Annotated in this window: 9 protein-coding genes; 2 read left to right on the top strand and 7 right to left on the bottom strand. The window is 50.7% G+C overall.

All coding sequences use genetic code 11. From position 1 onward, the window contains the following. Positions 1-1,108 (top strand): DUF3999 family protein (locus AB7E14_RS17270; protein WP_428169715.1); only part of this gene is annotated, 1,108 nt, incomplete at its 5' end. Positions 1,109-1,208: 100 nt separating this feature from the next. Here AB7E14_RS17270 and fba read toward each other — a convergent pair. The 7 genes from fba to acpH all read right to left on the bottom strand — a co-directional run bounded on the left by fba (position 1,209) and on the right by acpH (position 7,125). Next, on the bottom strand, positions 1,209-2,069 hold the full coding sequence (gene fba, locus AB7E14_RS17265) for a class II fructose-1,6-bisphosphate aldolase (RefSeq protein WP_044327308.1): 861 nt from the start codon (positions 2,067-2,069) through the stop codon (positions 1,209-1,211). A gap of 29 nt (positions 2,070-2,098) precedes the next feature. After that, complete coding sequence (locus AB7E14_RS17260; RefSeq protein WP_316961958.1) at positions 2,099-3,061, bottom strand: carbohydrate kinase family protein; 963 nt, start codon at positions 3,059-3,061, stop codon at positions 2,099-2,101. 66 nt (positions 3,062-3,127) lie between these two features. After that, positions 3,128-4,519: a PTS ascorbate transporter subunit IIC gene (locus tag AB7E14_RS17255; RefSeq protein WP_044258993.1), complete on the bottom strand. Its 1,392-nt coding sequence runs from the start codon at positions 4,517-4,519 to the stop codon at positions 3,128-3,130. Between the two features lie 20 nt (positions 4,520-4,539). Beyond that, a complete protein-coding gene (locus AB7E14_RS17250; RefSeq protein WP_004099415.1) occupies positions 4,540-4,827 on the bottom strand; it encodes a PTS sugar transporter subunit IIB in 288 nt (95 codons plus the stop codon). Positions 4,828-4,832: 5 nt separating this feature from the next. Beyond that, positions 4,833-5,276, bottom strand: coding sequence for a PTS sugar transporter subunit IIA (locus AB7E14_RS17245; RefSeq protein WP_044268241.1), 444 nt, complete (start codon positions 5,274-5,276; stop codon positions 4,833-4,835). A gap of 460 nt (positions 5,277-5,736) precedes the next feature. Beyond that, positions 5,737-6,339 carry a peroxiredoxin gene (locus AB7E14_RS17240; RefSeq protein WP_043001608.1) on the bottom strand — a complete coding sequence of 201 codons (603 nt, stop codon included), beginning with the start codon at positions 6,337-6,339 and terminating at the stop codon, positions 5,737-5,739. 204 nt (positions 6,340-6,543) lie between these two features. Then, positions 6,544-7,125, bottom strand: coding sequence for an ACP phosphodiesterase (gene acpH / locus AB7E14_RS17235; protein WP_216081751.1), 582 nt, complete (start codon positions 7,123-7,125; stop codon positions 6,544-6,546). Positions 7,126-7,217: 92 nt separating this feature from the next. On the opposite strand from acpH, the gene AB7E14_RS17230 reads away from it, so the two are divergent. Further along, a partial coding sequence (locus AB7E14_RS17230; protein ID WP_428169714.1) for an S-adenosylmethionine:tRNA ribosyltransferase-isomerase occupies positions 7,218-7,571 on the top strand: 354 nt, incomplete at its 3' end.

Genomic DNA, 7,571 nt, shown 5'->3' with positions numbered 1-7,571 from the left:
GAGACTCTACCCTCTGGATATGTCGCCCGTCCCGCCGCGTGAGGAGGGGAGACGTAGCGGGGAATCTTTTGTCTTACGCTCGAAGACCGGCATTGAAATTCATCTGGAAAGTGATGACGTTAAAACGGTCGGGCAGAGCTATTTACTGATGCTGCCGGAGGAGATGAAAGACGACTTTTTCCTGGAGCAACTGCGTCTGAACTGGGAGACCCCGACGGGCAACTGGCAGGGGAAAGCGTCGGTCTATGCCAGTCGTGATTTACGCTACTGGCGGTCCGTACAGGAAGAGGCGCCGCTGCTGGCGCTGACGCGTGATAACGATCGGCTGAAAATGGATACCATCAGCGCCAGTCTGAGACTTTCTGCCGATGGGAATCGTTATCTGTTGGTGATCCTCGATTCGCAAAGCCCGGCGCTGACGTTAAACAGCGTGACCGCCATTGCCGAAAACAGCGCGCCGGAATCCGCACGAATCGATATCGGCGCGCAAGAGGAGAAGGTGTCTGATGACGAAGCGATCTGGCGCTGGACACAGCCGCAGCCGCTGACTTCGCTCAGCATCGTTCTGGATGATGAAGGCGTTTTACCGGTAGAGCTGGCGTGGCGTAGCGCTGAAAAAGCGCCCTGGCAGCCACTGACGAAAACCGTGCTTTATCGCCTGAACGGCAAGCGTTCGGAGGATATTCGTCTTTCCGGTGGGCTGGTTGACGCCGTTCGGATGACGACCATCAACGCTCGCCTGCCGGAGAGACTGCCTGCGTTGAGCGGCGCGCGCGACAGCTATCAACTGGTATTTAATACCCAGGGGAAAGGGCCTTACATGCTGGCCTGGGGCAACCGGGCGGCGCAAAAAGCGGATATCGGTCTTGATCTGTTGATTCCAGTGTCGCTACGTAAAACGCAGGAGCTGGACTCTCTGCCACGGGCCACGCCGCAGAATGAGGTCGCCCTCGGCGGCGAGGCGCGACTGACGGCAACATCGGCTGCTGAGCAACAAAGCCAGTGGAAAACGGTGCTGGTGTGGGCGGCGCTGATACTGGGTGTTGCCATTCTGGCGCTAATGGCCTGGCGTATCTGGCGGGAAGTCAAAAAGGATGGGACGCAGTAAGCGATAAAAAGGCTCGCCGTCAGCACGATATCGCCCGCCCCGGCGTTGACCGGCGGCGGGTTTTCCCTGAGATGGCGTCACACGATGAGGCCAAACGTTTCTAATAGCGGTTTTGCGAGCCAAACAGTTCGATGCGCCGCGCAATCATCTCGCGTACCGGTTTTAGCCCCTGGTTGATCACTTTCCGCGGGTCATTGACGTCGTGACCGGTATCGGCAGCAAATATCGCTTTCACTTCCTGGCACCAGGCGTACATGTTTTCGGTATTGACGTTAATTTTTGCCGTCCCGCAGGCAATGGCTTTACGCATGTCATCGTCTGCAATACCGGTGCCGCCGTGCAATACCAGGGGGACTTTCACCAGCTCGGAAATGGTTTTCATCTCCGTAAACCCTAGTTTAGCTTTGCCTTTATACAGTCCATGGGTTGAACCCAGCGCTGCCGCCAGGCAATCGACCTGGGTTTCTTTGACCAGGGTATAGCACTCCTGTGGGTCGGCGTAGATAACCTCGGAATTGACAATACCATCTTCACTGCCGGCGATGGTGCCCAGCTCAGCCTCAACCGAAATGCCTTTGCTGTGGGCCAGTTCAACCAGATGACGGGTAATGGCCAGGTTCTCGTTAAACGGCAGGTGCGAACCATCAAACATAATAGAACTGAATCCGGCGTCGATAGCCGCTTCGCAGGCTTCACGAGTGGTCCCATGATCCAGGTGCAGTGCGACCGGAATATCAATGTTTAAATAATCCATCGCATTCACCACGATGTCATGAATACATTTTAATCCCAGCATATGTTTAACCGTACCGCCGGAAACGCCTAAAATAACCGGAGAGCGTAGCTGTTGTCCGGTGCTTAATACCGCACCGACCCATTCCAGATTATTGATATTGAATTGTCCTACGGCATAACCGTCCCGTAGGGCATGCCGAAGCATGTCCTTCATAGAAACTAACATAATCACCTCTTGATATTCATTAAAAGCAATTACTCGCCAAAATATTGCTTTAAGTTTCTTTCGTAGCTATTTAACGAGTTGTGGACAACGGCAAGGTCCGGCATAGATTCGCGGACACCTTTTTTCTCTATGGAAATGGCGGCAGTCAGGCTGGCAAATAAAATGATATTATCAATATGCCATGAGTAATGAACGCCGTAAGTAAAGGCGCCGTGGAATACATCTCCTGCGCCGGTGGTATCAACGGCATTGCACAGCCAGGCAGGCACAATTTGCAGCATACCATTTTTAAATAGCGCGCAGCCTTTTTCCCCAAGGGTAATAAAGGCTTCCCCACGGCAAATTTTATTTAACTCAATTAACGCTGCTTTAATTTCCGCCTCGGTACTCAGGGCACGATATCCCATATAGTCACGGGCAAAATGCTCGCTGACCACAAAATAATCGGTCCAGGCCGCTAGTTTAATATTACTGTCACGTAATGAACCGCCGTCCATGACCACCCGTGCCGATGGCAGTTTCTTAATTAAATATTCACTGATTTCGGCTTCATGACCATCAATTAATAGCGTTACGGGCTCGTCTGACGCAATCAACCGTTCAGCCAAATCATCAAGCTTGAGCTTCTGGTCATAAGTCAGCGAAGGTGGCGTTTGCATTTTACGGGTAATTATCGTCCGCGACCCCGTTAAGCGGTTTACCAGCACCGATGCCAGCGGTGTGATCATTTCATCAGAGAACACGACCTGACTGGTATCGACACCCGCTTGGGCAAACTCATCAATAATACGCTGACCGTAAAGGTCCTGGTTCAGATGGCCAATGTAATAAACATCTTCACCCCATAATCCCAGTAACCACGCCGCATTTGCTGCCGGGCCGCCGCCACTTTCAATAAAGTCATGGCAGAAATTTTTGGTATTTTCCTGCGGCCATTCGTTCAAAAAGAAAAACTGATCAAAACATGAAAACCCGATGGACAAGATAGCCATAACAACTCCTGATTATTTTGTCAGCTGCGGGAAGACATCCCTTCCCGCAGGGAAAAATGAAACGGCTTATTCATTTTTCTTATCCGCAGTGAGCTCCTCATAGCTGAGCGTGTCACCGACTACGCGAACCGAACGGAAGCAGAATGGCACCAGCAGCGCGACGATAAGCGCCAGACAAATCAGATAGATAGTGATCTGACCAAACTGGGTGAAGGCGTTACCGATAATAATTCCCCACACTGCGAAATCGAAGTCAGCGAAGGTGCTGTTTTCAAAGCCCAGGTTCCCCAATGCCGGAAGCAGCATGGCTGGCAGGAAAGCAAGGAATATGCCGCCGATAAAGGAGGCGATGATGCAGCCGCGTTTACCGCCAAGCTTGTCGGCGAATACCCCGGAAGTCCCGCCACAGAAGAAGTGCGGTACCATGCCCGGAATAATCAGCGCCATTCCCAGTCCGCCCAACATGAGCATACCGACCAGACCGCCAACAAATGAGCTGATAAAGCCTACGACGACTGCCGTTGGGCTGAAGGTGAAGAAGACCGCGCAGTCAACAGCAGGGATCGAGTCAGGAATCAGCTTCTGGCTAATCCCCTGGAATGCCGGAACCAGATCGCCGAGGATCAGCCGCACGCCGTTGTAGACGATGGCGACGCCAACCGCAAACTGCAGACCGGTAAGAATAGAGAAGATCAACATGTTCTGATCCGTTATCGTACGGAGATATTCAGTGCCAGCGACGGCGCTGCATACAAAGTAGATAATGAACATCACAATCCCGGTTGTGACCGTGGTATCGCGCAGAAAACCCCACTTTTCTGAGATTTCAGTATCGGCGAATGAGTTGGCCGGGTTACCGGTTTTGGTGGCGATCCAGGCTGAGATGTAATAGCCCAGGGAGCCAAAGTGTCCCATCGCGATACCGCCGTCTTCGGTCACCTGTTTGGTATAACGCTGGCCGATTGCCGGAGAAATGGCCGACCATGAGCCGAGCAAGAATCCGCCAATTAAAACCAACATCCAGCCGCGGAATTCCGCGGCCTGGAGAACCGCCGAAAACAGGCACGCCAGAAAGAACGAGTGGTGGCCGGTCAGAAAGATATATTTGTATTTGGTACAGCGAGCAATAATGAGGTTAAAAATAAAACCTAACAGCAAAATACTCATGGTTTCCACACCCAGCACCTTCTGTGCGACGGAAACAATGGCCTCGTTGTTAGGGATTACGCCGCGAATATTAAATCCGGCTTCGATAATTCCACCAAGCGGGTTCAGGTTGGCAACGATAACGCCAGCACCTGCGCTTAACATTAAATACCCTAAAATAGGTTTTAAGGTACCGGTGAGCAATTTATTCCCAGGAGAGCGCAGCGCCACTAAACCGACAAAGGCGATAATCCCCATCAGGAATGCGGGTTGGCTAAATATTTCTGATAAGAAACTAAGAATAGCCTGCATGATCGTTCCCTCAATAATGATTAAGAGTGAGTTGCAGCAATTTTGGTAAGTGCTTCGGTAATATCTTCAGCAATTTTCGCTTTATGCACGTAGCTGCGAATAATGGCGACGTTACAATGCGCAGGAAACTGGTTTGCCAGCTCTTTAATCGTGACATAAAGATCGGCTTTTTCTCCTACGGCATTAGCGAAATCAACGGAAGCAACGTCGGCTTTGATGCCTAATTCATCACATATTTTTTTGACATTATTCGCAGCCATTAATGAACTGCCAATACCGTTACCACAAACCGTTCTGATAACTAACATAATGACTACTCCATTTGTTTTTGGATGAAATGTAATACTGAATGAATGTCATTTTCCTGCTGAAGAAAGGTCACGATATCGGACTCAATCAATGAGGCGATCAGCTGGATCATTTTGATATGGCTATCGGCATCCGCGCCTGCAATGGCGATGATGACGTTAACCGGATCAAATTCCTCATGGCCAAAGGCAATTGGTTGTTGACTGGTGACTAAAGAAAATCCGGTCAGCAATGCGCCTTTTTCTGGCCGGGCATGGGGCATCGCCAGGCCATAGTCGATAACAATAGCGGAGCCGAAATCCCGGTAGACCTTAACCATTTCACTGACATATTCCGGGCGACAAATATTTTGTCGGACCAGTAACGAGCCAGCCAGTTCGATAGCCTGCTCGGGGCTGGAAATATTCTGCTTAAGCGTAATCAGTCCAGGGTTAAAAATAATGTCCATCATCCGATCCTTAATGCGTTCATATTCCTGAACATGATCATGGCCAAATATAGCAACAAAAATTATGGGCCAGATCACATATGGATTTTTAAATGTTGAAGCCGATCACATCAGGGGAATGTTGGCGTTATTTTGTCGACAAGCGTTTTATTTTTTATTTTGTTTTATATCAATGCGTTAGAGTTTACCTTTTTGGCGTGGAATAAATAGAAAGGAAAGATAAGCAGTCAAATGTCTGAATTTAAAATGAAGAAATGCGATTTTTATCACAAATAATGGGGCGTTTTTTTCACAAAGTTTGAACGAGTTAGCAAAAATCAGGCTCGAGGGCGATCCTACTCATTGATGACATCAATATTTGTATGGCGATGCGTTAAAAAGGTGTTGCGTGATGGTAGGGCCAGGCGGTCAGAAACAAAAAAGGCTCGCCGTAGCGAGCCTTTTCGTGAATTCATGCCGATTACAGGCTGGAGACGTTTTCGGTCAGGTATTTTGCAACGCCGTCCGGAGAGGCGTTCATACCTTCTTTGCCTTTTTCCCACTGTGCCGGGCAAACTTCACCGTGCTCTTCGTGGAACTGCAGCGCGTCAACCATACGCAGCATTTCGTCGATGTTACGACCCAGCGGCAGGTCGTTAACCACCTGGTGGCGAACCACGCCATTTGCGTCGATCAGGAAAGAACCACGCAGCGCAACGCCCGCTTCCGGATGTTCGATGCCATAGGCTTTCTGGATTTCACGCTTAACGTCAGCAACCATTGCGTATTTCACTGCACCGATGCCGCCTTTGTCGACAGGGGTGTTACGCCATGCGTTGTGGACGAATTCAGAGTCAAAAGAAACGCCAACCACTTCAACGCCGCGCTTCTGGAATTCTTCATAACGTTTGTCGAACGCGATCAGTTCAGACGGGCAAACGAAGGTGAAATCCATTGGCCAGAAGAACAGAACGGTCGTTTTGCCGTTGGTGTGCTGTTTGAAATTGAAGTTCTCAACAATCTCACCGCTACCGAGTACCGCAGCTGCTGTGAAATCCGGAGCCTGACGAGTCACCAGTACCATATTATTCTCCTGCAAAGTTAAGGGTTTTTGGAACGCAACGCGGGCCAGTATAGAAGGTGAAGGCGAATAAGACAAAGAGGCACTGGCAATCGTTCAGTGAGCTTTTACCTATCAATATTCTCAGGGGATCCGGTAAGCGAAAGCGCCACCGGGCAAATCGTCGGGAGGCGGCTTTGCCTTATCCGGTCGACTGAACTTCGGGTATCAGAGCGTTTTCTGCCTGGCTTGTTCCATCATGCGTGGATAAAACCGCCAGAAGCGCGCTTCCAGGGCATCATAATGGTTGTCCAGGTCATACCAGGAATCGCGAAGCGCATCCAGACGTGGTCGGCGACTCGCCATTCCGTTCAACACATTCTGAATAAAATCCATATCGCGATAACGCTCCAGCCACTTTTCCGACCACAGATAGTTGTTCAGATTGACAAAACGCGGCGGCGAATCGGGCAGAATAACCGACACCTGCTGATGGGCATAGCGCACGAACGCCGGTAGAGGCATGTCCGGGGACAGCTGTGACCAGTGGAGCGACAGGAAATGATCCCACATCACGTCGAGCGTGATCGGCGCAACACGGCGCGTTTCTGGGCGAAACCACGTTTTGGCCTCCGTTACCTCGGGCAGGTTATCGGTTAGCACATCGATGCGGCGATGCATAAAAATACCGTCGACAACCTCCGGGCAATAGTCCTCTGCGGGGTTGCCGCGCACAAAATCGGCCAGCAAATTGCCGGAAAGAGAGCTGTCAGCGAGATGAGCGAGATGCAGATGAGCGAGAAAATTCATGCGTTTTATTTTTCCAGAAGCGGCTAGTTGTTGCAGCAAGAGGGTGTGAGCACTAGACTATGCCGCCTGTTTTTAAGTCACGAGTATACGTCATGCGCGTCGCCGATTTCTCCTTTGAACTACCTGAATCCCTGATTGCTCACTATCCCATGCCTGAGCGCAGCAGTTGTCGCTTACTGTCACTGGATGGGCCAACGGGCGAGCTGACGCACGGCACGTTCACCGATTTGCTCGACAAGCTCAACCCAGGCGATCTGCTGGTGTTTAATAATACCCGCGTGATCCCGGCGCGTCTGTTTGGCCGTAAAGCTAGCGGCGGTAAGATTGAAGTGCTGGTCGAACGTATGCTCGATGATAAACGTATTCTGGCACATATTCGCGCCTCTAAAGCACCTAAACCGGGTGCCGAACTGCTGCTGGGCGATGACGAGAGCATCAAAGCAACC

The sequence above is a fragment of the Citrobacter sp. genome, assembly GCF_050252275.1.
Lineage (GTDB): Bacteria > Pseudomonadota > Gammaproteobacteria > Enterobacterales > Enterobacteriaceae > Citrobacter_A > Citrobacter_A amalonaticus.
This window is presented reverse-complemented; position numbering and strand designations above follow the sequence as displayed.

Coding starts and splice junctions, on each gene's coding strand:
- acpH (WP_216081751.1), bottom strand. CDS start 7,125: ATGAATTTTCTCGCTCATCTGCATCTCGCTCATCTCGCTGACAGCTCT.
- AB7E14_RS17250 (WP_004099415.1), bottom strand. CDS start 4,827: ATGTTAGTTATCAGAACGGTTTGTGGTAACGGTATTGGCAGTTCATTA.
- AB7E14_RS17255 (WP_044258993.1), bottom strand. CDS start 4,519: ATGCAGGCTATTCTTAGTTTCTTATCAGAAATATTTAGCCAACCCGCA.
- AB7E14_RS17240 (WP_043001608.1), bottom strand. CDS start 6,339: ATGGTACTGGTGACTCGTCAGGCTCCGGATTTCACAGCAGCTGCGGTA.
- AB7E14_RS17245 (WP_044268241.1), bottom strand. CDS start 5,276: ATGGACATTATTTTTAACCCTGGACTGATTACGCTTAAGCAGAATATT.
- fba (WP_044327308.1), bottom strand. CDS start 2,069: ATGTTAGTTTCTATGAAGGACATGCTTCGGCATGCCCTACGGGACGGT.
- AB7E14_RS17260 (WP_316961958.1), bottom strand. CDS start 3,061: ATGGCTATCTTGTCCATCGGGTTTTCATGTTTTGATCAGTTTTTCTTT.